This window comes from Brevibacillus agri (genome assembly GCF_004117055.1).
Classification (GTDB): Bacteria; Bacillota; Bacilli; order Brevibacillales; family Brevibacillaceae; genus Brevibacillus; species Brevibacillus agri.
In genome coordinates this window covers 4961438-4984095 of record NZ_CP026363.1, presented here as the reverse complement: position 1 = coordinate 4984095, position 22658 = coordinate 4961438, and the positions used below count along the sequence as shown (strand labels likewise).

The window sequence follows — 22658 nt, the reverse complement described above, 5'->3', positions numbered from 1 at the left end:
CTCCGCTCAAAGGGAGTCTGTTTTTCGTGTTTCGCGCCGCGATATCGCGCTGCGTCTAGGAAAGACTTCTATTCAATTCCCGCAACTCTTCGCTGGTCAAATTGCGCCATTGGCCCAGCTTCAAATTGCCCAGCCTGATGTTCATGATGCGCACGCGTTGAAGCTGGCGCACCTGGTAGCCGAACGCCTGGCACATCCGCCGGATTTGCCTGTTCAGCCCTTGCGTCAGGACGATGTTGAAGACGCGGTCGCTCACTTTGGTGACTTTGCAAGGCTTGGTCACGGTTCCGAGTATGCGCACGCCGTTTGCCATGCCGTGCAAAAAGTTGGCGGTCACGGGCTTGTCGACGGTGACGATGTACTCTTTTTCGTGATTGTTTTCCGCCCGCAAAATCTTGTTCACGATGTCGCCGTCGTTGGTCAGCAGGATGAGGCCCTGGGAGTCCTTGTCCAACCTGCCGATGGGGAAAATCCGCTCCGGGTGGTTGACGAAGTCGATGATGTTGCCTTTGACGTGCAACTCGGTAGTGCAAGTGATGCCGACAGGCTTGTTCAGGGCAATGTAGACGCTTTTTTTCTTCTCGCCGAGCGGCTTGCCGTCGATGCGCACGTCGTCGCCGGGCGCGACGGTGCTCCCCAGTGCGGCAGGTGCGCCGTTGATGGTCACGCGCTTGGCTTCGACCAGTTTGTCTGCTTCGCGGCGCGAGCAAATGCCCGTTTCGCTGATGAACTTGTTAATTCGCATGGGTGGTTCCTTTCGCTAGTTGCTGCTGTTTTTCCAAGAGCTTGTTTCTCCACGGCAAAGCCAGCTCCTCGACTTCCAGCATGTGCGCAATCGTCTCCTCCGTAAGAGACTGGTTGTGGAAGTACAGATGGTGGATGGAAGCGACCGTTACGCGCTTGGGATGAGGCTCAAGCAGCGTGACCGCAGAGTCTGGCCTGATCGTGCCTTCCTGCAGGACGCGGAAAAAGTAGCCGGTGTAGCCCATTTCCACGACAGCTTTGAGCAGGAGGTTGTTGTTGTTTCGCTTGTTGATCGTCGCACAGGGAAATCTGCCCTGGGACACTTGAAGAATCGTCTCCCCGATTTGGTACACATCTCCGACGCATACTTGCTCTTCCGTCATGCCCGAAAGCGTCAGATTCTCGCCAAAAGCGGATGGCGTCAAGGGCTGGCCAAATCGCTTTTCCCAATGGGTGTAATGCTCGGAAGGATACGCGCAGACGACGCGATCCGGTCCGCCGTGATAGGCGTGATTCGCTACGTCGTCATCGTCGATTTTGGCGGAGCGGACGACAAGCTCGTCAGCCTCTTCCTTCCAAATGCCGGAGAGGAAGTCTTTGCCGTTGTAACTGATGTTTTTGGGCAATCCTTTACATAAAGAAACGATTTTTGGGTCGGACATGTTTTCTTCCACTCCTGGGCGCGCGTTTGGTTTTTTATATTCCATACTATCACATATTTCTTCCCAAGCTCCACCGCAGATGGGCACGGGCGACAGCTTCTGGTATGATGTTGGAAAGGAATCCACAGGAGGCTTATGCGATATGCAATCATTTGGTGTGGCATTGCACACAGATAAATATCAGATCAACATGATGTACGCGCATTGGGTAAACGGGACGCACAACCAGCGAGTAGTGTTCGAAGCGTATTTCCGCAAGCTGCCTTTTGGCAACGGCTACGCTGTTTCTGCCGGGTTGGAGCGAATTGTTCATTATATTAAAAATTTGCGTTTTGAAGAAAGCGACCTGCAATATTTGCGGGAGCAGGAGGAGAATTACGATCCGGGCTTTTTGGAGGAGCTGCGCAACCTGCGCTTCCAAGGCTCGCTCTACTCCGTCAAGGAAGGCACGATGGTGTTCCCGAACGAGCCGCTGATCCGCGTGGAAGGCCGCGTCATGGAGGCGCAGCTCGTGGAAACCGCCCTGTTGAACTACATGAACTACCAGACGTTGATTGCGACCAAAGCTTCCCGGATCAAAAACGTGGCGGGCGACGACGTCCTGATGGAGTTCGGCACGAGACGGGCGCAGGAAGCAGACGCAGCCTTGTGGGGAACGAGAGCGGCGTATTTGGCCGGCTTTGACGCCACATCCAACATGCTCGCGGGAAAAATGTTCGGCATCCCGACAAAAGGAACGCACGCGCACTCGTGGGTGCAGAGCTTCGAGGACGAGGAAGAAGCATTCCAGCGCTTTGCTGATGCCTTGCCAAACCAGGTGACCCTGCTCGTGGACACGTACGACACGCTGAAAAGCGGTGTCCCCCATGCGATCTCCGTAGGGAAAAAGCTGGAGCAGGAAGGCAAAAAGCTGACGGCTGTGCGGCTCGACAGCGGCGACCTCGCCTATTTGTCGACGAAGACGCGCGAGATGCTGGACAAAGCGGGGCTTACCGACGTGAAAATCGTCGCCTCCAACGACCTCGATGAGCACACGATTATGAATCTGAAAGTCCAGGGCGCGAAGGTCGATAGCTGGGGAGTGGGGACACAGCTCATTACGGCTGCGGATCAGCCGACGCTCGGCGGCGTGTACAAACTCGTAGCGCGCCAGGACGCGAACGGGGTGTACCAGCCGACGATCAAGATTTCGTCCAATCCGGAAAAAGTGACGACTCCCGGCATCAAGGACATGTACCGACTGATCGATCCCGATACGGGCAAAGCGATTGCCGACTACTTGTGCTTCCCGGAGGAAACGACCATTGCCGAAGGCGCTCCGGTCAACCTGTTCAACCCGATCCACCCGTATTTGAACAAGCAGGTGACCCGCTACAAGGCAGAAGCGTTGCTGATCCCGGTGTTTGTCGATGGCGAGCTGGTGTATCAGTTGCCGAAGCTGGAGGAGATTCGCAGCTACCACCGCGAGCAGCTCAAGCAGTTCTGGCCGGAGTATTTGCGGATGCTCAACCCCGAGCACTATCGCCTGCATGTGAGCGAGGAAATATGGGAGACCAAAACCAAGCTGATGCAGGCTTATATGAAAAAATAAAGCGGGAACGCCTGCTGTGTCGCGAAGATGCAGCAGGCGTTTTTTCATACAAACGCACAAATGACACAATAATGTGAAAAAATCAAAAATAAATTGTCTGAATTTATCTGTTTCATATATAATAACTCCATTCATCCTTTAGCTCTGCGCCAGGGTGATGCAAGATAGGTGGGGAGGATCAAGCATGCAAAAGACAGTAGAAAAAGAAAACCTGAATCCTTACGAGATTGTGCAAAAGCAGATTGACACGGCAGCAGCGTTGCTTCGTCTGCCAAGCCACGCCGTCGAAATCTTGAAAAGGCCGAAGCGCGTGCTCGCAGTCAGCTTTCCGGTCAAAATGGACGATGGCAGCGTTCGCGTATTCGAAGGGTTCCGCTCGCAGCACAACGATGCGGTGGGACCGACCAAAGGCGGCATTCGCTTCCATCCCGACGTCACGATGGATGAGGTCAAAGCGCTCTCGATGTGGATGTCGTTCAAATGCGGTGTCGTCGGCCTGCCGTATGGAGGCGGAAAAGGCGGCGTTATTTGCGATCCGCACGAGCTGAGCGCGGGCGAGCTGGAGCGCGTGAGCCGCGGCTTTATGGAAGCGATTGCGGACATCGTCGGCCCTGACACCGACATTCCCGCGCCGGACGTCTACACGACGCCGCAGATCATGGGCTGGATGATGGATACATACAGCCGATTAAAAGGCGCGTATTCGCCAGGCGTCATCACAGGCAAGCCGCTTGCGGTCGGCGGCTCCAAAGGGAGAAATGAAGCGACGGCCCGCGGATGTGTCTTCACGATTTTGGAGGCGCTCAAAGATTCGGGACGCAAGCCAGCGGAGACGACAGTAGCGATTCAAGGGTACGGCAACGCAGGCCGAATCGCAGCCAGACTGTTGACCGAGCTTGGCTTTCGCATCGTCGCCGTCAGCGATTCGCGCGGCGGCATTTACCACGGTGCAGGCTTGAATATCCCGAAGGTCGGGCAGTTGAAGGACACGTCCACGATCCTGGACTATCCGGGGGCAACCGCGATCTCCAATGAACAGTTGCTGGAGCTGGAAGTCGACATTTTGATTCCGGCCGCACTGGAAAATGTGATTACAGCCGCAAATGCCGATCGCGTCCGGGCCAAGTGGATTGCAGAAGCAGCCAACGGTCCGACGACTCCGGATGCCGACGCGATTTTGCGCGAAAAAGGAGTCGTGGTCATTCCGGACATTCTCGCCAACGCGGGCGGAGTGACCGTGTCGTACTTCGAATGGGTGCAAAACCTGATGCACTACTACTGGTCCGAGCAGGAAGTGAACGAAAAGCTGCAAACCGCGATGGTCAACGCTTACCGGTCGGTGGCGGAGCTTGCGGAAAAATACAAGGTCGACCTGCGCACAGGCGCGTACATGATCTCGCTCTTGCGCATCAAGGAAGCCATGGAAGCGCGTGGCTGGATCTGACGAACGGGCGAATCTACGAGCCTCTCGCAAGTTGTTTGCGAGAGGCTTTTCGCTCATGCCGCTGTCGCAATTCAGCGCAAAAGGTCCTCTCGCTATTCCAGAAAAAGTTCTGCTATTTTTCCAGAAAGAAAGGTATAATGATTTGACGAAAAATTTGCAGAATATATAAACATATATACATTCGATACATGCTTGTTTTAGCAGGCTTCCATTTTTCGCGATACTTCCCGGTGGAAGCAGGAACCCAAGTATTTTTGTCGAATTTGTCGGATTAATGTTTTTCTACCTGCTTTGCAAAGAGTGGAAAGGGGGATCTTTATGCCAATCAAACTGCCTGACGAGTTGCCTGCGGTGGAAGTGCTGGCCCGTGAAAATATTTTTGTCATGAAAGAAAGCCGTGCCTTTACGCAAGACATCCGGCCGCTGCGAATCGTCATCCTGAACCTGATGCCGGTGAAGGAAACAACGGAAACACAGTTGCTTCGCCTCCTGGGGAATACGCCCCTGCAGGTGGAAATCGTCTTGCTGCACATGTCCAGCCATACCTCCAAAAACACATCGGAAGAGCATTTGTCGATGTTTTATAAAACGTTTGAGGAAATCAAGGACCAACGCTTCGATGGCATGGTGATTACCGGGGCGCCTGTCGAGCAACTCGAATTTACCGAAGTTACTTATTGGGAAGAGCTGAAGCAAATTCTCGACTGGAAGCTGGCGAACGTGACCTCGACCTTGCATATTTGCTGGGGGGCGCAGGCCGGGCTGTACCACCACTTCGGAGTGCCCAAGCATCCGCTGCCGGAAAAGATGTTCGGGATTTTCCCGCATACGTTGAACAAGCAAAATGTGAAGCTGTTCCGCGGATATGACAACTACTTTTACGTCCCGCATTCCCGCCATACGGAAAATCGCCGGGAGGACATCGAGAAGGTGCCGGAACTGGAAATTTTGTCCGAGTCCAAGGAAGCGGGCGTGTACATCGTCGCGACGAAGGACGGCAGACAAATTTTCGTGACCGGCCATTCCGAGTACGATCCGACCACCTTGCAGGACGAGTACAAGCGGGACGTGAACAAGGGACTGGACATCGCCGTGCCGCGCAACTATTATCCCGACGATGATCCGAGCCGCGAGCCGATCGTCACCTGGCGCGCGCACGCCAATCTGCTTTTCTCCAACTGGCTCAACTATTACGTGTACCAGGAGACACCGTACGATCTGAACAACAGATAGCAGCCGGAAAACCATCCGAGAAATCGGGTGGTTTTTTGCATAGACAAGATGTAGCGGCGGTTTTGCTTTTGCAGTTGACGTACCAGACCCCGACAGGTAGTGTGAGGATAACTATGTAAAAGCAAGCGGCATCTCATTAGCAAGGTGGGAGTTTTGGTGATGAAAAAAATCGTGAAGCAGGATCAGGACGTTATCAAGCAACACAACAAGCTGATGATTCTCGATATTATCAAAAACAAGCGGCCGATTTCCCGGGCTGAGATCACGAAAATTACGCGGATGAGCGCGACCTCGATCGGCCGGTTTGTCAGCGAGCTGTGCGAGGAAGGCGTCATTCGGGAGACGGAGCTGACTTCCTCTGGCGTCGGCAGGAAGGCGATCATGCTCGACATCGAGCCGGGCGCACTCTACACGATCGGCGTCGACATTGAGAAAAAGCGGATCAGCTTCGGCATCATGGACTTCAGCGAGACGATCGTCGCGCACCATCGCGTGGAGCACAAGGCGCTGGCGGGCACGCCAGCCGAGACGGCAGCGCTGATTTGCCAGGAAATTCGCGGCATGATCGCGAGGCAGGGCATTCCGTTTGAAAAAGTCATCGGCATAGGCATCGGCGTGCCAGGCGTCATCAACTACGAGCGGGGAGTCGTCCAGTTGTCCTCGACGCTTGGGTGGAAGGACGTAGCTTTTGCCGAGCTGATCGAAAAAGAGCTGGGCATCAAGACTGTGATCGACAACGACTTGAAGGTCAAAATCCTCTCGGAATACTTGTACGGCTCTGCCAAAGGCTCGAACAAAACCGCCCTGATCGGGATTGGGACAGGCATCGGGTCCGCGCTCATCATCAACGGCGAAGTGTTTCGCGGCGGCTCGAACAGCGCGGGTGAGCTGGGGCACACGACGCTGGACCCGAACGGCAATCTGTGCGAGTGCGGAAAGCGCGGCTGCCTGCAGACGTATATTGATGAAAACGCGCTGATTTTGGAGGCGCGCAGGGTAAAAGAAGTCACCGATGTGCGCGAGGTGTTTGCCGCGGCGCGAAACGGGGAGCGCTGGGCGAAGGAAATCGTCTCCCGCACCGCCCTCTACATCGGAATCACGATCAACAACATCGTCTGCATGTACAATCCCGACACCGTCATTTTGTCAGGAGACCTGGTGGAAAATTACCGCGAGATTGTCGAGCTGGTCGAGGAGCATAGCGACCAGGTGATTTGGGAGCCGTTCAAAGGGAAGTTCCGGGTGATCCCGTCCGAACTGCGCGGAGAGGCGATTGTCATGGGCGCAGGGGCCTTGGCGATGCAGCACTTTGCCCCACTGTCCGGGTCGTGGAGCGGAGAGTAGGACGACTTCGCACCAAAAATACCATTTATTGAAATCTCTGCCCGTGCCGATATAGAAAATAGTGGAAAACGCATTCGCGGGAAAAGCGGCAAAAGGGGAGAGCACGGTGTCGAAGAAAAGCACATACTTGCGCAGGTGGCAAAAAGCCTTGCTGACCGTCGTCCTGACAGTCGGAACGATTCTGTCCGGCGTCGGGCCAGCGGCAGAACTGGCGAAAGCAGAAACGGCAGCAAGCCAGAGCAAAAAGCTGTCGAGGCTGACGGTCAAAGAGAAGACGGTCAGACTGAAAAAAGACGGGACACAGCAACTGACGGTACTCGCGCAATATGCGGATAAAACGACCGAAGATGTGACGCAAAAGGCGGAGTGGTCCACGTCCGACAGCGGAATCGTCACGGTAGAGGCCGGGCTGCTCAGGGCGACAGGCAGCGGCAAGGCAGATGTAAAGGCCCGCTTTGGCGGCAAGTTCATCACCATTTCCACAGAAGTGGATGTCGTCGCCAAGCTTGTCGTTGACCAGAAAAAGCTCGTGCTGAACGCAGGGGCTGCCAAGCAGATCGTGGCAACCGCTTCGTTTACAGACAAGTCTACGGCAGCCGTCACGGCAAATGCCGAGTGGACGAGCGCCGATCCCGAGATCGCGACGGTGGCAAACGGACTCGTCACCGCAGTAGGCTCGGGCAAAACGAAAATCAAAGTAGTGTACGGCGGCAAAAACGTGACCATCCCGGTAGAGGTGGATGTCGTTTCCAAGCTGGAGAGCGACCAGAAGAAGCTGTACGCGCGACCTGGCTCGTCGCAAGCAGTCAAGCTCACGGCCGTGGTGAACGGCAAGGAAAAAGCCGACGTCACCGCCAAGGCGAAGTGGATCTCCGACAACGGGCAAGTGGCAACGGTAGAAAGCGGCGTGGTGACGGTCATCGGGCCGGGCAAAGCGAAAATTACCGCATCCTACGGCGGGAAAACGATTACGATTCCGGTAGAGGCAGCGATCGTATCCCGGCTGGAGCTGAGTGCGACAAGAATCCAGCTCACAGCCAACGAGTCGCAACAATTGCAGGTGTTCGCCATTTATTCCGACAAGACGAAAGCTGACGTGACAGCAGAGGCCGAATGGACGAGCACAGACAAAAATGTAGCGAGCGTGGCGCAAGGCAAAGTCGCAGCCGGGACAGCAGGACGTGCGACCATTACCGCTTCCTACGGCGGCAAGCGGGTGATGATCCAGGCCGCCGTCAAATAAAAGCAGGTCACAAGCCAGGGCGGCAGATGCGTCCTGGCTTTTTCATCGGCGTAAAGGCTGTGGTAAGCTTGGGAAAGACAAGAATCAAAGCGAACGGATCGGGTGGAGGCGGCAAATGGATATTCGACAACTGCAATACTTTGTGGAAGTAGCCAAACAAAAAAATTTTACAAAAGCGGCCAACACGCTTCATGTCTCCCAGCCGTCCATCAGCAAGATGATGAAAGCGCTGGAGGAGGAACTGGGCGTCGTGCTGCTGGATCGCTCGGAGCGGAAAATGGAGCTGACCGAAGCGGGCGAGCTGGTGTACGGGTACGCGACAAAAGTGCTGCAGTTGATGGAAGGGATGACGTCATCCATCGCGCAAATCCGCAACATCGAGCGCGGACGGGTGAAAATGGGCATGATGCCGACAGTCGGCTCTTTTTTGCTGCCGAATGTAATTGCCATGTTCAAAAAGCAATATCCCGGCATTGAGATCGAAATGAAGGAGTACAGCGCCAAGCTGCTGGAAATTCAGGTGGAGCAGGGGAGCGTCGACCTCGGCCTGACGGTTTTGCCGACGGATGCGGAAAAGTTTTCCGCGGTTCCCCTGGTGGCGGAAGACCTCGTCGCCATCGTGCATCAGCAGCATTGGCTGGCGGGGGCGGACGAAGTGAACCTGGCGGAGTTGCGGGACGAGGACTTTATCCTGTTCACAGAGGAGTACGCGATTCACGACGTCGTGCGCCAGGCGTGCCGAATGAGCGGCTTTGAGCCAAAAGTGGCCTACATGAGCTCGCTGTGGGATTTTGTCGGGGAAATGGTGGCGACCGAGCTAGGCATCTCGCTGCTTCCGCGCTCGATTGTGAGACGCCTGCACAACGACCAACTGCATACGGTAAACATCTCGTCTCCCGTGATTGACTGGCAGTACGCCCTGATTTACCGCAAGGACGGCTACCTGTCGCACGCGACCCGCGCCTTCATCGAGTTTGTGCGGCAGCATTTGTCGCCATAACCAAATGGAATAGAAATCATGATATTTATGTATTGTACGAATGGAATCGGGACGCTTTAGAATGAAGGTACCAACATGAAGGAACCGGAGTGGTCTCGATGAAAAAATGGTTCTTGCTCCTCGGGCAAGTTTTGCTCTTGTATGGATTCACCTGGCTGGGCAAAGGAATCGCTTCGTTTTTGCCTGTCCCTGTCCCCGGCAGCCTGATCGGGCTGTTGCTTTTGTTCATTTGTCTGCACAACGGCTGGGTGCGCCTGCAGTGGGTAGAGGCGGGAGCCGCCCTTTTGTTTTCGCAAATGATTTTGTTTTTCGTGCCGTCTCTGGTCGGCATGATGCAGTATCCGTGGCTGCTCGGAGGAAAAGGACTGCTCGTTTTGCTGGTAGTCACTAGCGGTTGCGCGCTCGTGATGATTTCGACAGGCGTCGTTGCTGAGCGACTGTTCAAACGCGGTGAGGTGAAGCAGCTTGATCCTGTGGAAAACGTGTAGCGTAGTCCTGACGATTTTGTTTTTTTACATGGCGAAGCGGATCAACAAAAAGCGGCCGAGCCTCTTGTTTTCCCCCGCCGTGCTTGCGCCAGCCGCGATGATTGTCTTTCTTTTGCTCGCGGGCATCCCGTATGCTGCCTACAGCGAAGCGACGTCGTGGATCAGCGAGCTGATGGGGGTAGTGACGGTGGCGTTTGCCGTGCCGCTGTACCGCAACTGGTCGATTTTGATGGCGCACAAGCGGATGATTTTGCAAAGCCTCGCCGCAGGCTCCCTGATTGCGATTATCGCGGGCGTGTCGACAGCCATGCTGGTCGGCTTGGGCAAGGCGGCCGTCATCAGCGTCATCCCTCGCTCGATTACGTTGCCGATTGCCCTTAGCGTCTCGGACGCGATTGGCGGCATGCCGGCGATGACAGCGGTGTTCGGGATGCTGACCAGCTTTGCAGGTGTTTTTCTGGCGCCGTGGATTATCAAAAAAATGAAGCTGCGCCATCCCGTCTCGATCGGGCTGATGTACGGCATGGGGGCGCACATGCTCGGGATGGTCAAGGCGTTCGAGCGCGGCGACACGGAAGGGAGCAGCGCGACGCTGGCCGTCATTGCCGGGGCGATGATTACGGTCGTGTGGGCGTTCACTCTGTTGCCTCTGATCTTGTCGTGGCTGGCCGTTTCATAGCGATAGCGGGGAGCTTCTTGGCAAGCTCCCTTTTTTCTCGGTATAATTGTATAAATATTAATTTTGTTTTATAAAAATACAAACAGGAGTGTCATACCTTGCAATTACAGTCGTTTGCATGGGAGCAGTATGAGGCAGTCGTCGAGCTTTGGCAGCGGGCAGGGCTTGTGCTTTCCCGCTCCGATACGCGGGAAGGATTGCGCCGCAAGCTGGAGCGCGACCCGGAGCTGTTTTTGGTGGCAACAAACGATGACGGGCAGGTCGTGGGGGCTGTCATGGGCAGCTATGACGGACGGCGCGGCTGGGTCAATCATCTGGCGGTCGATCCCGCCTGCCAGGGCCAAGCGCTGGGAAGCCGGCTCATGCAGGAGCTGGAGCGGCGGCTTATGAATGTGGGTTGCGAGAAAATCAACCTGCTGATCGAGCCGGAAAACAGCGGCGTGCAATCGTTTTACAGGCAGTTGGGCTTCGCCGCTTGCGAGCTGATTTTCATGGAAAAATGGATTGCGCCGCCCCAAGACGCGAAGAAAGGTGTATGATAGAGGACGGATTTAGCTAGACGATCATTCAACAGCTTGGCAGGAGGCAGCATGAACTATGAAACCCCTATATGTCGGACTCTTACTCTGTACCAGCTTCCTCTGGGGAGGAAACTTCGTCGTCGGTAAATTTTTGGTCGGACACGCGTCGTCGTTGACGTTGACCAATTTGCGCTGGCTGATTGCAGTCGCCTGTTTGCTGCCTGTCGTCTGGGTGCGCGAAAAGCGGATCTTGCCCACGCGACAGGCGCTCGTTCCGTTGATCGTGATGGGCGTGACAGGCGTGGCGCTGTTCAATCTGTTTATGTTCTGGGCGCTGGAGCGGACAGACGCTACCAATGTCGGGCTTTTGTCGACGCTCAACCCGGTTTCGATCGCGATTTTCTCGTTTTTGCTGATCGGGGAAAAAATTCGGCCGCTGCAAATCGTCGCCATGCTCATTTCTTTTGCAGGCGTGCTGGTCGTGCTTTGCAAAGGCGACTTTACCCATTTGGAGCAACTGCATTTCAATACAGGCGACCTGTGGATGCTGGCGGCTGTGGCGATGTGGGGAATTTACTCCGTCTGTGGACGCTGGGCGATGAAAACCGTGTCGCCGATGATGTCCACCCTGTACTCGGGACTTTTCGGCGTAGCGCTGATGCTGCCGTTTAATCTGACGACGTTTACCGTCGAGAATACGACCTGGTCATTTTGGCTGTCGCTGTTTTACGTCGGCGTAATGGCGACTGTGGTCAGCATGGTCTTGTGGAATGTCGGGGTGCAAAAGGTCGGGGCGACCTCTGCTGGCATGTTCCTCAACTTCAACCCGGTGTTTACCGCGATTCTCGCCTTTTTGCTGCTGGGCGAGACGATGAGCGTGCTCCAGCTTCTGGGCAGCGTCATCGTCATCGTCGGCTGCTACTTGTTTGCCAAGCTCAAGCACGTTCCGGCCAAGACGCCTGCGGCGCTGGAGCAGGCAAGAGGCTGAGGCTGGCTTGTTTTCCGTCTGCGTACAGCGCAGGCGGAATTTTTTTGGCAACGAACGGGCGTGCCTTTTTGCCAGACCGGGCAGCAATTTCCCGCGAATGCCGCGCGACCGTTTTTTTTTCGCACACATGGACATGGGCGGACGCATACACATACCAAGGACGGTGTGTGCAGAGGAGGTTGTCTATGTTAATCATCAGTGGCAGACGGGCCGATCCGGACGCTTTGGCAATGGAGTGGGGATTGAACGAGGTCCAGCGAGAAGTGGTGGAGCGGATGGCGGAGAGCCGGGAGGAGTTCTCCTACCCGCAGCCTGAATTGCTGCAGTTCGAACTGAAGATGAGGGACCATCTGGTGCGCTCGGCACGGGCGCTGTACGCCAGCGGGATCGCCTTTTCCACCTATGAAAGATCGCGCGCCAACCCGGCGTACTGGGACCGCACCGAGCTGGGCGGCTTTCGGCTGAGACAGGGGATTTTGCCCTCGCAAGGAATCATCAACATTTTTCAGGAAGGCAGAAAATACGCGACCGAGTGTGCGACAGCGATGGTCATTATTTTGTACCACGCCGTTCTCCAGTCGATCCGCCGGGAAGACTTCGAGCGGCTGTTCGCGGATATTTTGCTCTACGACTGGCGCTACGATCAGGATCTCGATTTGCGGACGATCCCGACGACGACGTTTTTGCCGGGCGATATTTTGTATTTTGCCAACCCGGATCACAACCCCGACAAGCCGCAATGGCAGGGGGAAAATGCGGTCGATCTGGGCAGAGGGCTGTACTACGGGCACGGAGCGGGCATTCGTGACGCCGAGTCGATGATCGAGTTTTTGAACGAACAGCGCAGGGTAGGGGCAACCAGGTCTGCGTACCTTGTTCCCCAGGCGACACGCCCCGGCTTCGCCTATTTGTTCCCGTACGACAACCGGCGTCCGCAGGTGCGCTTCGAGCAGCGGGCCGCAGACATGGGCAGTCGGATTACGGCGCAGATCGGTTCGCTTTTTTGGGAATGGTGAAGACGAAAAAAGCCTCGAGCCGAAGTTATGGCGAGAGGCTTTTTGCTGATGGCGGACTGACAGTGGTTACGAAAAACGGCTGAGCGAAAACATCGACAAATCGAGCTTGGATTCCCCGTCGATGAGCAGTTGGCTGGCAGCTTCTCCTACTGCGCTCGCGAACTTGAAGCCGTGGCCGGAAAAGCCTGCGGCAAAGACGATGTGCGGGTTGTCCGGATGGCGGTCGATGACAAAATGTTCGTCAGGCGTCATCGTGTAGATGCAGACTCTGCCCTGGCGCAAGGCCCCCGCCGCTTGCGGCATGTACGTCTCAAGGAACGCGCGGACATCGCCTTCATCCGATAAATAGCAGCCAAAGGTCCGCTCCAGCGTGTCGGGATCAATGGCTTGTCCCCCGTCATGGCGGCCGATTTTGACACCTGCTCCATCGATGCTCGGAAAGCCGTAAAACATGGAGTCACCCAGGTGGAAGACGAAGGCCGGGAACCGATCCGCGCTGTACAAGCTTTCGTCTGCGCCGAACCAGGCGACGGTTTTGCGCGTGGGGACTAGCGGAACGGACAAGCCGAGCTCCTGCAGCAGCGGCGCGTTCCAGGCCCCGGCGGAGACGAGCAGCTTTTTGCCGCGATAGCTCCCGGAGTCTGTATGCACAATCACGTCTGCCCCGTCTGTTTGCAGGCTGGTCACTTTCGTGTTGGTCAGCAGGCTTGCGCCAGAAGCTGTGGCCAACTCGCGGTAAGCGCGAATGGCATGTTCCGAGTAGAGAACGCCGGAAGCAGGCTCCAGACAAGCGTAAAAATGATCGGGCAGCTCGATTCCCGGCCAGCGCTCGCGCACCTCCTGGGCGGTCAGCACTTCGAGCGGAAGCGAGTAGCGCTCGGCGCTCTCCCGCACCTCCTGCAAAAAGGCGCAATCGTGCGCGCCTGCGCTCAACACCCCGGTTTGGCTGAACAGCTTCACATTCGCGGCCTGTTCCAGCTCGGCCCACAGCTCTTGCGCCCGCAAGGCAAACGGCACGTACTGCTTGCCTTCTCCGTAAGCGTGGCGAATGATCCGGGTGTCTCCGTGGTGGCTGCCCATCGTGTGCGGAGGGTCAAAAGCGTCAATCAGCAGCGCGCTTGCGCCTCTTTTGGCCAAATAGTAACCGGCGGCCATGCCCATCGAGCCTGCGCCGACGATGATTACTTCGTATGTTTGCATAAAGGATTCCCCCTAAGTTGGTCGTGCTGCTGTTTCTGATGCCAAAGCCGCATCTATCTCTTCTTCCCCATTATAGAACTTACGTTTTTCTCGTAGCAATCAATCTGAGAAAAATTCTGAATATTACCAGTTTCATATGTTAGATGTTGTTATTTTTGGTAGAGAGGGTACAATTTGTATCGGGCATGTTTACCTTGAAATTGAAAAGGGAATATGGATTTAGCGATATCATACAATGTCGAGAAAAGTGGTGTTTCTATGAAGTGGACGATCGGGAAAAAGCTGGGCAGCGCGTTTGCCCTAATTCTCATGGTGATCGCATATATGGGAGCCATGAGTACATACAAGACAAGCCTTATCAACAGCAAAGTCGAAGAAATGAAGTCCGTCTGGCAGCCGGGCATGGAGGCAATCCTGAAAATCAATTCGACGCTGGAAACGATCTACGGCCTGAATCAGACGATTCTGAACGCTGAATCGCTGGCAGACAAAAACAAATACGCCGGACAAATTGATGAAAACTTCGTCTATATCGACGGATTGCTGATGAGCTATGAAAAAACGATTATCGATGAGGAGGATCGGAAGCATTTCGAAGGCTTGAAGGCAGCCATGAAGCAGTACGAGATTTTCAATCAGGAATTTGTGGAAGTCGGCAAAAAGATGGACATCACGCGCGGGGTGACGCCGGAAGAGTTGGCCGAGCTCAAGCGTGTGCGGGACAAGGCGAGCGAGCTGTTCACGGAGCGCAAGAAGCACATCGACGCCATGATCGCGTTCAACAAAATGGGAACGGAACGGGCAGGCAGGGAAAGCGCCGAGCTGTACGCGGCTCTCAAACGGGACAATCTCATTACGCTCGCCGCCTCCATCGCGGGCTGCCTGCTGCTGGCTCTCTGGCTGACGAGAAGCATTCGCGGTCCGGTGCTGCGCCTGGTGGCTGAAATGAAGGAAGTCGCGCAAGGAAACCTGCGCGTGGAGCCGCTTGTGGTCAAAACTCGCGATGAGATTTTCGATCTGGCCAATTCCTTCAATGAGATGACGGACAGCCTCAAAAGGGTGATCCGCCAGGCCGGCGCGACATCGGAGCAGGTAGCGGCATCGGCCGAGGAATTGATGGCAAGCGCTGAGCAGACGAGCCGGGCGACAGAGCAGATCGCGGTTACGGTGCAGGAGGTCGCGGTTGGTACGGATCGTCAGGTCGCCAGCGTGGAGCAAGGGGCAAAAGCAATTGACGACATGTCCCGGGGAATACGCCAAATTGCGGCGAACGCCCAGCAGGCGTCCAGCATGGTCGTCCAGGTGGCGTCGATGGCAGGCGAAGGAAACCAGTCGATCCAGGCCGCTGTCCAGCAAATGAACGCCATTCACGATTCGATCCGCGAGCTGGCCGGGGTAGTCGATGGGCTGGGCAACCACTCGCAGGCAATCGGGCAAATTATCGAAGTCATTACAGGCATCGCCGAGCAGACCAATCTGCTTGCGCTCAATGCAGCGATTGAGGCAGCGCGAGCAGGCGAATACGGCCGGGGCTTTGCAGTCGTAGCCGACGAGGTGCGCAAGCTGGCCGAGCAGTCGTCCAAGTCGGCGCAGCAGATCGGGCAGTTGATCCAAACGATTCAGACAGACACGAAGCTCGCTGTGGAGTCGATGGAGTCGGGAACAAAAGAAGTGCAGGAAGGGATTCTCGTGGTGCACCATGCGGGCGAGACGTTCGGACAGATTCAAATGTCGATCACGACCGTGGCCGACCAGATCCAGGACGTGTCGGCGGCAGCTCAGGAAGTATCCGCGCACTCCGAGCAAGTGGTGCAGGCGATTGAGCTGGTAAGCGAGGTGTCGGAGATCGCAGCCGACGGTACGCAAAACGTTTCCGCTGCTACCGAGGAGCAGCTCGCAGCGATGGAGGAAATCACTTCTTCGGCGACAGCCCTTTCCACCATGGCGGAGGAGCTGCAGCAGATGATTAGCCGCTTCAAAGTGTAAGGCGTGCAATCACACTTCGGGAACGGTCGAAGTTTCCTTGTACTAGAACGAATACAGAAGAACAAGCACAACCCTTTCATTATTAAACTACCATTTTGTGTTCTGCCCTCGGTACAGAAGAAAGATTTTTCTGCAAGCAGATGTAGAACAACGCTTCAAAGAGTTGGTACATGAAGGGTGTGAGGAACTGCAAATTGTGATTGTTGCTCTTGAATGCGACAAAGACCATACGCATATGTTTCTCAACGCACTCCCATCATTAAGCCCTGCGGATATGATGGCAAAAATGAAAGGAGTGACTTCTCAGAAATTGCGTGAAGAGTTTCCACATCTTCGGCATTTGCCGAGTTTGTGGACACGCTCATACTTCGTTTCTACCGCAAGTGAAACGATAAAGCGATATGTCGAACAACAGAAAACAAGGGGGTGAAAATCATGTCGCAGACCATCACAGTCAAAGTGAAATTGCTTCCAACAAAAGAACAGGCTTCTATTTTGCGTGAAATGAGTCAAACGTACCTCTCCACTATCAATACTCTCGTTTCCGAAATGGTTGCTGAAAAGAAAAGCACAAAGAAGTCGAGTAAGGATATTTCTGCTTCTTTGCCAAGTGCCGTTAAAAATCAAGCTATCAAGGACGCTAAAAGTGTGTTTAAGAAAGCGAAGAAAAGCAAATTCACTATTGTTCCTGTTTTGAAGAAACCTGTCTGCATTTGGAACAATCAAAACTATTCGTTTGATTTCACGCACATTTCCATGCCGATTATGATTGACGGCAAGGTAACTAAAACACCTATCCGTGCTTTGTTAGTTGATAAAGACAACCGTAACTTTGCTTTGCTAAAACACAAATTAGGTACGCTTCGAATCACACAGAAAGCAAATAAATGGATTGCCCAAATTTCTGTCACCATACCTACTATGGAAGGAACAGGAGTAAAAGTCATGGGTGTTGATTTGGGTTTAAAAGTTCCTGCCGTTGCTGTAACAGATGATGAAAAGGTACGTTTCTTTGGGAATGGCAGACAAAATAAGTACATGAAGCGTAAGTTTCGTTCTGAACGCAAAGCATTAGGCAAAAAGAAAAAGGTAAACGCGATTCGTAGTTCAAAAGATAAAGAACAACGTTGGATGAAAGACCAAGACCATAAGGTTAGTCGTGCTATCGTAAATTTTGCAAAAGACAATAAAATTTCTGTCATTCGCTTGGAACAACTGGCGAATATTAGACAGACGGCAAGAACAAGCCGTAAAAACGAAAAGAATCTGCATACTTGGTCATTTTATCGCCTGTCTCAGTTCATTGAATATAAAGCGAATTTAGTTGGTATTAGAGTTGAGCATGTGAATCCTGCATACACAAGTCAGACATGCCCTAAATGCTCTGAGAAGAATAAGGATTCGAAAAACATCGTGATTTAGTCGGTGCTATGAACATTCGATATGCACCTGTGATTGATGGTAACAGTCAATCAGCCTAAGATGCTATATGCACTGTCTTAGGAGGGGCAATGAGATGTCCTCATCTTGAAGGCTGTTCAAAACAGAAATGGACTGCGAACGCTTAGTCATTGTGGAAGGCTTGCGGCTTTAGCCGTGGGAGTCTCAATTTGGCCTGGGAGCTGAGCTGGGCAAGACGTATCGCGCGGAAACATAGCCGCGACGCCTCGAAAACGCCAGTGTTTCTGGCGTTTTTTTGTTGCCGCAGCGATGAACTTTTTAACATGTTCCGCCTCGTTTTATTATAAGCTAACAGGAGGGACAATCTTGCCCCCTGTATCTGGATGATTGAAATGCGACAATACATACGACTCGTGGAGGAACTTTCATGGAACAGCTTTTGATGGGGAGTTTTCTGTCCGCGATGGCAACGGGGGTCGGGGCTCTGCCCATTCTGTTTTTTCGCACGGTCACGCACCGTTGGCGGGATATTCTTCTGGCCTTTACCGCTGGCATCATGGTGGCGGCAGCGACGTTCAGCCTGATTCCGCAGGCGATGTCCAACGCCCCGTTTATGATCGTCTGTCTGGGCGTGCTCACCGGGACGCTTTTTCTCACCGTTTTGGAGAGCGTGATTCCACATATTGATCTGGAGCACACGAGAGTCAACATCGCGATGGACTCGCAGGCGCTGTTGATCCTGATGGCGATTACCTTGCACAATATCCCGGAGGGGCTGTCGGTCGGGGTGAGCTATTCGAGCGAGCAGCCGGAGCTTGGCGGCCTCATCGCCTTTGCCATTGGCCTGCAAAACGCGCCGGAAGGGTTTCTGGTCGCGCTTTTTCTGATTAATCAAAAGGTCAGCCGGCTCAAAGCCTTTTTCCTGGCGACGATGACGGGAGCGGTGGAAATCGCGTCGGCGATCTGCGGCTACTACCTCACCGCCGTAGTCAAAGGGCTGGTGCCGTACGGCCTGGCGTTTGCAGCAGGCGCGATGCTGTTTATCGTCTACAAGGAGTTGATCCCGGAGAGCCACGGGGACGGCCATGCGCGCTCCGCGACTTTTTCGTTCATTTTGGGTCTGTTGGTCATGATCGGGCTGGTGCAGTTTTTCGGGTGAGCGGATTTTTTGCGAAAGAATGCGGAATTTGTGCAACTACCCCTCACAAAAGCGGCGAAAAAAACCGAAACCATAATATAGATAGATTTCGATTATGGTAATAGGGAGTGTCACGATGGAAAAGTCTACCTTGATAGGTATCGTACTAGGTATTGTTGCAGTAGTGGTCGGGATGATCTTGAAGCACGCGAGTCCCTCGGCCCTGCTGAATCCGGCAGCGTTCATGATTATCATCGTGGGTACGATCGCCGCCCTTTTCAACGCATTTCCCATGTCGGAAATCAAAAGGATTCCTGCCCTTTTCAAGGTTATTTTTAGCGAGCAAAAACTCCCTGCCAAAAGGGAATTGATCGGTCAGTTTATGAACTGGGCTTCCATCGCCCGTCGCGAAGGTTTGCTCGCGCTGGAAAACACGTCCGATGAGATCGAGGACCCTTTCCTGCGCAACGGCATGAAGATGATTATCGACGGGGGCGAGCCGGATTTCGTCCGCGACGTGCTCAATGAGGAAATTCACGCCATCGAGGAACGCCATCAGGCAGGTGCGCTTGTGTTCAGCCAGGCGGGTAGCTACGCTCCGACCCTCGGGGTACTCGGAGCGGTAGTCGGTCTGATTGCGGCGCTCGGCAACCTGAGCGATATCGACGCACTCGGCCTTTCCATTGCGGCCGCGTTCGTGGCGACCTTGCTCGGTATTTTCACCGGGTACGTGCTGTGGCACCCGTTTGCAACCAAGCTGAAACGAAAATCGAAACAGGAAATCGAGATCAAAAAGATCATGGTAGAAGGACTTCTTTCCATCCAGGCTGGCGTTTCTCCGGCAGCTATCGAGCAGAAGCTTCTGGTGTACATCCCGTACAACGAGCGTGCCGAGATGAAGGAAGAAATGAAGGAAGAGAAGAGGGAGGAAGGAGCTGCGGTAAATGGCTAAGCGACCGAAGAGACATGCTCAGCACGAAGAGCATATGGACGAGTCTTGGCTGATTCCGTACGCGGACTTGCTCACCCTCCTGCTCGCTTTGTTTATCGTATTGTTTGCCTCCAGCGAAATGGACGCCAAGAAGTTCGACCAGATGGTTCGCTCCTTTAACGTTGCGCTGAACGGCGGAGTGGGCGTGCTGGACCAGCCAAGCCCGATTCCGCTCGACCCGAACATGATGCAGCAAACGATACATAAAGGCGCTCAGGAAAGGCCGAAGACAGAAGAAGAGAAAAAGCTGGAGGAAGCCATCCGCAAAGAGACAGAGGACTTGAAAAAGCTGCAAACACAGCTCGAAGGCTACATCCAGCAAAACAAGCTGCAGGACAAGCTCCAGACGAAGCTGACCGAAGAAGGGCTGCTGATTACGATTCTGGACAACGCCTTGTTCGACTCCGGCAGCGCCGTGCTGAAGCCGGAAGCGAGAAAGCTGGCAAGCGAAATGGCCGCGATGCTCGTTCCCCATCCGAAAAAGGTGACCGTGACCGGACATACGGACAACGTGCCGATTCATCGTGCTGAATTTCCGTCCAACTGGGATCTTTCCGCCAAGCGCTCCGTCAACTTTCTGAAAGTGCTTCTGGAAAACAAAAAACTGGACCCGACCAAATTCAGCGCGACAGGCATGGGCGAGTACCATCCGGTAGCACCGAATACGACAGCGGAAGGCCGGGCGAAAAACAGACGGGTAGAGGTAGCGATTTTGCGCGACCTGGCCTCCCCGCCGAAAAACAGTGTCAATCCATAAGCAAAAAGGATAGCGCCCGATTCAGGTGCTATCCTTCGTTATTTTCGGGAGCTTTTGGACAATCGCAGCTTGCACTGGATGCCTGCGGTTCTCCCATGGCGAGCCTCAACTGCTCCATCCGTTTTTCTCCCCACTCATACATCAGCTCGATGATCGGCAAAAGCGTCATCCCTAGCTCCGTCATGGAGTATTCCACGCGTGGCGGAACTTCGGGATACACCTCGCGATGGACGATTCCGTCCTCGATCAGCTCCTTGAGCTGGTTCGTCAGCATTTTATGCGTGATTTTCGGAAACAGCCGCTGCAGTTCGCTGAAACGGTGCGGGCCTTCCACACCGAGGTGCCAGAGGATGACGACCTTCCACTTGCCGCTGAACATGGACAGCGTCAGCTCCTTGGAGCAAGTAAAATCGCCGTTGCGGATTTTTTCCATCGTTTCTTTTCTCAGGTCAGACATGGTTTTCTCCCTTTGCTTACGGTTTGTCCATAGGTACCCTTTTGGTAACTACCGCACAAAAAAGTGCATTCTTATGTTGCCAGGCGCACGCCTTTATAATAAGCGATGTGGAAAGCAAAGCAATCCTATCGTTTGGAAAAAAGGAGTGAAGCCATCATGGCCAAAAAAGTATTGATGCTGACAGGTGACGCCGTAGAGGCGCTGGAAGCTTATTATCCGTACTACCGCTGCCTGGAGGAAGGGTTCGACGTGACGATCGCCTCCCCTACCGATAAAAAAGTGCTCAACACCGTCGTGCACGATTTTGAAGACTGGCAGACCTTCACGGAAAAGCGCGGCTACCAGATCGAAGCGCACGCCACTTTCGACGAGATCAATCCAGAGCAGTACGATGCGCTGATTATTCCAGGAGGACGTGCTCCTGAGCATATCCGCCTGCACAAAGATTTTGCCCGCATCGCCCGCCATTTCTTCCAACATGATAAACCAGTTATGATTTTGTGTCATGCGAGCGTGGCACTTACCGTCATCGCCGACGAGATCAAAGGCCGCGAGATGACTGCCTACTTCGCTTGCCGTCCAGAGGTGGAAGCAGCGGGAGCCAAGTACATCGAGACTCGCTTCCACGTAGACCGCAACCTGATTTCCGGGCACGCCTGGAACGACCTGCCGCAACTGATGAAAGAATTTGTGAAGCAAGTAAATGCCTAATTACAAGCCAAAAGCCGATTCGCCAATGGGGGCGCAATCGGCTTTTTTATAGACATCAGGAATGGATAAGACTCTTGGGCAGCATTGCGAGACGGACTGTCAGCTTGGAAAACGGTTGATCGTAGCGGTAGTGGTGAGAGGAAACAGGAGAAAGCGCTACAGGTACTTGGGCCTCTGGCGGGGGAGCGAAGACTGTCCGCCTCCGGAGAAAAAGGAAAACCGCGTCAAAAGTAGAGGATTCAAAAGAAGTAGGTTCAGGTTGACGCTGAAAAGCGTGTTTTCCTTTTTCTCCTCCGGCTAGGTAGGAGTCCCAAAGACCTTCGCTTGCTTTCTCCTGTTTCCTCTACGAGCTGTTTCTGTCGTTCGGGGTTGATTTTGAGGAAGCCAAGAAGCGTAAGGCAAGGAAAAAAAGATTCAAAAAGCATTGTGTATGGTCAAACAGGTAGAATGATAGCTCTCAAGAAGGTCCACACGAATGCCCGCACTCCTTCTTTGAAATTCTTGTATGATGCTTTTTATCCTGCGTTTTCTTTCCCCCTCCGACCATCCCCTTGGCCCCTGACGAGGAAAGAGACGAAATCCGCGAAAGCTCTTTGGGCTCCCAACCGAGGCGGAGGGGAGAAAGCGAAACACGCTTTTAGCGTCCAACTCTGAGAGGCTACCTGAATCGACCACTTTTGGACGCGGTTTCGCTTTTTCCCCGGAGCCGGGCAGTCTAACCCCCAGCAGGGAGCCCAAGAAACTACCGCGATTTCGTCTCTTTCCTCGCCACACCAAAAGTTCCGATGAAGGAGCTTTTCAAGCAAAAACGCCCCGACAGCCCCATGCCCACATCACCATGCTACTATGCTGCTATAGTTTCAACCCAAAAACGGATACGCTTCATCCACCTATATGGCCAACATAGCAGCCTTCGCCCCAAAGGAGAAAGCAAGACTTGTGCCCTTTGGGTACGAAGCCTCCGCCAAAGGCTTGGCGCAACCAAGTTTTTTACGCGAACGCAAACATTTTCCAGCCAATTGTGTTACAAAACGCCCGCTCCGTCGTCTAATAACTGTGAGATG

General features: G+C 54.1%; 20 protein-coding genes and 2 pseudogenes. 18 read left to right on the top strand and 4 right to left on the bottom strand.

The features are described 5' to 3' along the window. Nucleotides 1-55 precede the first annotated feature (55 nt). Both rluF and BA6348_RS24475 read right to left on the bottom strand, forming a co-directional pair. Nucleotides 56-745, bottom strand: a complete 690-nt coding sequence (gene rluF / locus BA6348_RS24480; protein WP_005832134.1) for a 23S rRNA pseudouridine(2604) synthase RluF — start codon at nt 743-745, stop codon at nt 56-58. Further along, complete coding sequence (locus BA6348_RS24475) at nt 735-1406, bottom strand: MOSC domain-containing protein (RefSeq protein ID WP_007777044.1); 672 nt, start codon at nt 1404-1406, stop codon at nt 735-737. The genes rluF and BA6348_RS24475 overlap by 11 nt, the downstream gene beginning before the upstream one ends. 142 nt (nt 1407-1548) lie before the next feature. On the opposite strand from BA6348_RS24475, the gene BA6348_RS24470 reads away from it, so the two are divergent. The 11 genes from BA6348_RS24470 to BA6348_RS24420 all read left to right on the top strand — a co-directional run bounded on the left by BA6348_RS24470 (nt 1549) and on the right by BA6348_RS24420 (nt 12953). Then, nucleotides 1549-2997, top strand: a complete 1449-nt coding sequence (locus BA6348_RS24470) for a nicotinate phosphoribosyltransferase (RefSeq protein ID WP_025845547.1) — start codon at nt 1549-1551, stop codon at nt 2995-2997. 184 nt (nt 2998-3181) lie between these two features. Then, nucleotides 3182-4441: a Glu/Leu/Phe/Val family dehydrogenase gene (locus BA6348_RS24465; RefSeq protein ID WP_005832128.1), complete on the top strand. Its 1260-nt coding sequence runs from the start codon at nt 3182-3184 to the stop codon at nt 4439-4441. Between the two features lie 318 nt (nt 4442-4759). After that, on the top strand, nt 4760-5674 hold the full coding sequence (metA, locus tag BA6348_RS24460; protein ID WP_005832124.1) for a homoserine O-acetyltransferase MetA: 915 nt from the start codon (nt 4760-4762) through the stop codon (nt 5672-5674). Between the two features lie 159 nt (nt 5675-5833). Continuing rightward, complete coding sequence (locus tag BA6348_RS24455) at nt 5834-7018, top strand: ROK family transcriptional regulator (RefSeq protein WP_005832122.1); 1185 nt, start codon at nt 5834-5836, stop codon at nt 7016-7018. A gap of 106 nt (nt 7019-7124) precedes the next feature. Continuing rightward, entirely contained in the window at nt 7125-8261 is a 1137-nt protein-coding gene (locus BA6348_RS24450) for an Ig-like domain-containing protein (protein WP_174768817.1), read from the top strand. A gap of 115 nt (nt 8262-8376) precedes the next feature. Then, the gene (locus BA6348_RS24445; protein WP_005832119.1) at nt 8377-9261 is read left to right on the top strand and encodes a LysR family transcriptional regulator; all 885 of its coding nucleotides are present in this window, start codon (nt 8377-8379) and stop codon (nt 9259-9261) included. Between the two features lie 98 nt (nt 9262-9359). After that, nucleotides 9360-9749, top strand: a complete 390-nt coding sequence (locus BA6348_RS24440; RefSeq protein ID WP_005832117.1) for a CidA/LrgA family protein — start codon at nt 9360-9362, stop codon at nt 9747-9749. After that, nucleotides 9727-10428 (top strand): LrgB family protein, encoded by a 702-nt coding sequence (locus tag BA6348_RS24435; RefSeq protein WP_122952958.1) that lies wholly within the window; start codon nt 9727-9729, stop codon nt 10426-10428. The genes BA6348_RS24440 and BA6348_RS24435 overlap by 23 nt, the downstream gene beginning before the upstream one ends. A gap of 98 nt (nt 10429-10526) precedes the next feature. Next, nucleotides 10527-10967 carry a GNAT family acetyltransferase gene (locus BA6348_RS24430; protein ID WP_005832113.1) on the top strand — a complete coding sequence of 147 codons (441 nt, stop codon included), beginning with the start codon at nt 10527-10529 and terminating at the stop codon, nt 10965-10967. Between the two features lie 58 nt (nt 10968-11025). Beyond that, a complete protein-coding gene (locus BA6348_RS24425) occupies nt 11026-11937 on the top strand; it encodes a DMT family transporter (protein WP_005832112.1) in 912 nt (303 codons plus the stop codon). Between the two features lie 185 nt (nt 11938-12122). Further along, entirely contained in the window at nt 12123-12953 is an 831-nt protein-coding gene (locus BA6348_RS24420; protein ID WP_007777021.1) for a protein-glutamine gamma-glutamyltransferase, read from the top strand. A gap of 66 nt (nt 12954-13019) precedes the next feature. Here BA6348_RS24420 and solA read toward each other — a convergent pair whose 3' ends face one another. Beyond that, complete coding sequence (gene solA, locus BA6348_RS24415; RefSeq protein ID WP_007777018.1) at nt 13020-14153, bottom strand: N-methyl-L-tryptophan oxidase; 1134 nt, start codon at nt 14151-14153, stop codon at nt 13020-13022. A 258-nt stretch (nt 14154-14411) separates the two neighbouring features. Between solA and BA6348_RS24410 the strand changes: the two genes are divergently transcribed. The 6 genes and pseudogenes from BA6348_RS24410 (at nt 14412) to motB (ending at nt 20426) form a co-directional block, all read left to right on the top strand. Further along, nucleotides 14412-16139, top strand: a complete 1728-nt coding sequence (locus tag BA6348_RS24410) for a methyl-accepting chemotaxis protein (RefSeq protein ID WP_122952959.1) — start codon at nt 14412-14414, stop codon at nt 16137-16139. Between the two features lie 46 nt (nt 16140-16185). Beyond that, nucleotides 16186-16569, top strand: a pseudogene (gene tnpA, locus BA6348_RS24405) (IS200/IS605 family transposase); the annotation flags it as partial. 5 nt (nt 16570-16574) lie between these two features. Next, nucleotides 16575-17620: pseudogene (locus BA6348_RS24400) on the top strand (RNA-guided endonuclease TnpB family protein). 347 nt (nt 17621-17967) lie between these two features. After that, nucleotides 17968-18699, top strand: a complete 732-nt coding sequence (locus BA6348_RS24395) for a ZIP family metal transporter (protein WP_005829932.1) — start codon at nt 17968-17970, stop codon at nt 18697-18699. Between the two features lie 115 nt (nt 18700-18814). Then, on the top strand, nt 18815-19630 hold the full coding sequence (gene motA / locus BA6348_RS24390; protein WP_007783444.1) for a flagellar motor stator protein MotA: 816 nt from the start codon (nt 18815-18817) through the stop codon (nt 19628-19630). Next, entirely contained in the window at nt 19623-20426 is an 804-nt protein-coding gene (gene motB / locus BA6348_RS24385) for a flagellar motor protein MotB (RefSeq protein ID WP_026558221.1), read from the top strand. The genes motA and motB overlap by 8 nt, the downstream gene beginning before the upstream one ends. 28 nt (nt 20427-20454) lie before the next feature. Here the strand turns inward: motB and BA6348_RS24380 are convergent, their stop codons facing one another. Then, nucleotides 20455-20883: a winged helix-turn-helix transcriptional regulator gene (locus tag BA6348_RS24380; RefSeq protein ID WP_005829938.1), complete on the bottom strand. Its 429-nt coding sequence runs from the start codon at nt 20881-20883 to the stop codon at nt 20455-20457. A 156-nt stretch (nt 20884-21039) separates the two neighbouring features. Between BA6348_RS24380 and BA6348_RS24375 the strand changes: the two genes are divergently transcribed. Beyond that, nucleotides 21040-21594, top strand: coding sequence for a DJ-1/PfpI family protein (locus tag BA6348_RS24375; protein WP_005829940.1), 555 nt, complete (start codon nt 21040-21042; stop codon nt 21592-21594). Nucleotides 21595-22658: the final 1064 nt, after the last annotated feature.